Annotated in this window: 1 pseudogene; it reads left to right on the forward strand. The window is 64.6% G+C overall.

Features of this window, described 5'->3' with window-relative positions:
* Window positions 1–582 (forward strand): annotated as a pseudogene (locus FCU66_RS40365) (autotransporter family protein); the annotation flags it as partial.

Genomic DNA, 582 nt, shown 5'->3' on the forward strand with positions numbered 1-582 from the left:
GCACCATCGGCGGCAACATCAGCGTCAGCGGCGGCAATGACAGCGTGACGGTCACCGGCGGCACGGTCGGTGGCGATATCCTGATGAGCTTTGGCGCCGACAACTTCGTCTGGAACGGCGGCGGCATCATCTATGGCTCCGTCGATCTCGGCGGCGACAACGACACCGCCAAGCTCAGCAACCTCACCAACGCCAATCTCGGTGCCACGGATGCCATATCAGGTGGTCTCGGCACCGATGCGCTGACCCTCGACAACGTCAAGCTCGATGGAATCAGCCGGCTGCAGAACTGGGAAAGCATCGGCGCCACCAACGATACCGAGCTGACGCTCGACGGCAATCTTGTGCTGGGCGACAGCGGCACCGGCACGGGTTCGCTCCGCGTCGACGCCTCCAGCACGCTCTATGGCGGCGGTTTCAACGCGGCGATCCAGGCCTTCACGGCCGGCCAGCTGGCGCAGGTCACCAATGCCGGACGCATCGACCTGACCAACGGCAGCACCGGGGCGACCGATCGGCTGACGATATCAGGCAATTATACCGGCCTGGGTGGCCTGCTGCTCATCCAGACCGAACTCGGCG

Origin of the sequence: Mesorhizobium norvegicum, from assembly GCF_004919685.1 — a bacterium.
In the GTDB taxonomy this organism is placed as follows: Bacteria; Pseudomonadota; Alphaproteobacteria; order Rhizobiales; family Rhizobiaceae; genus Mesorhizobium; species Mesorhizobium norvegicum.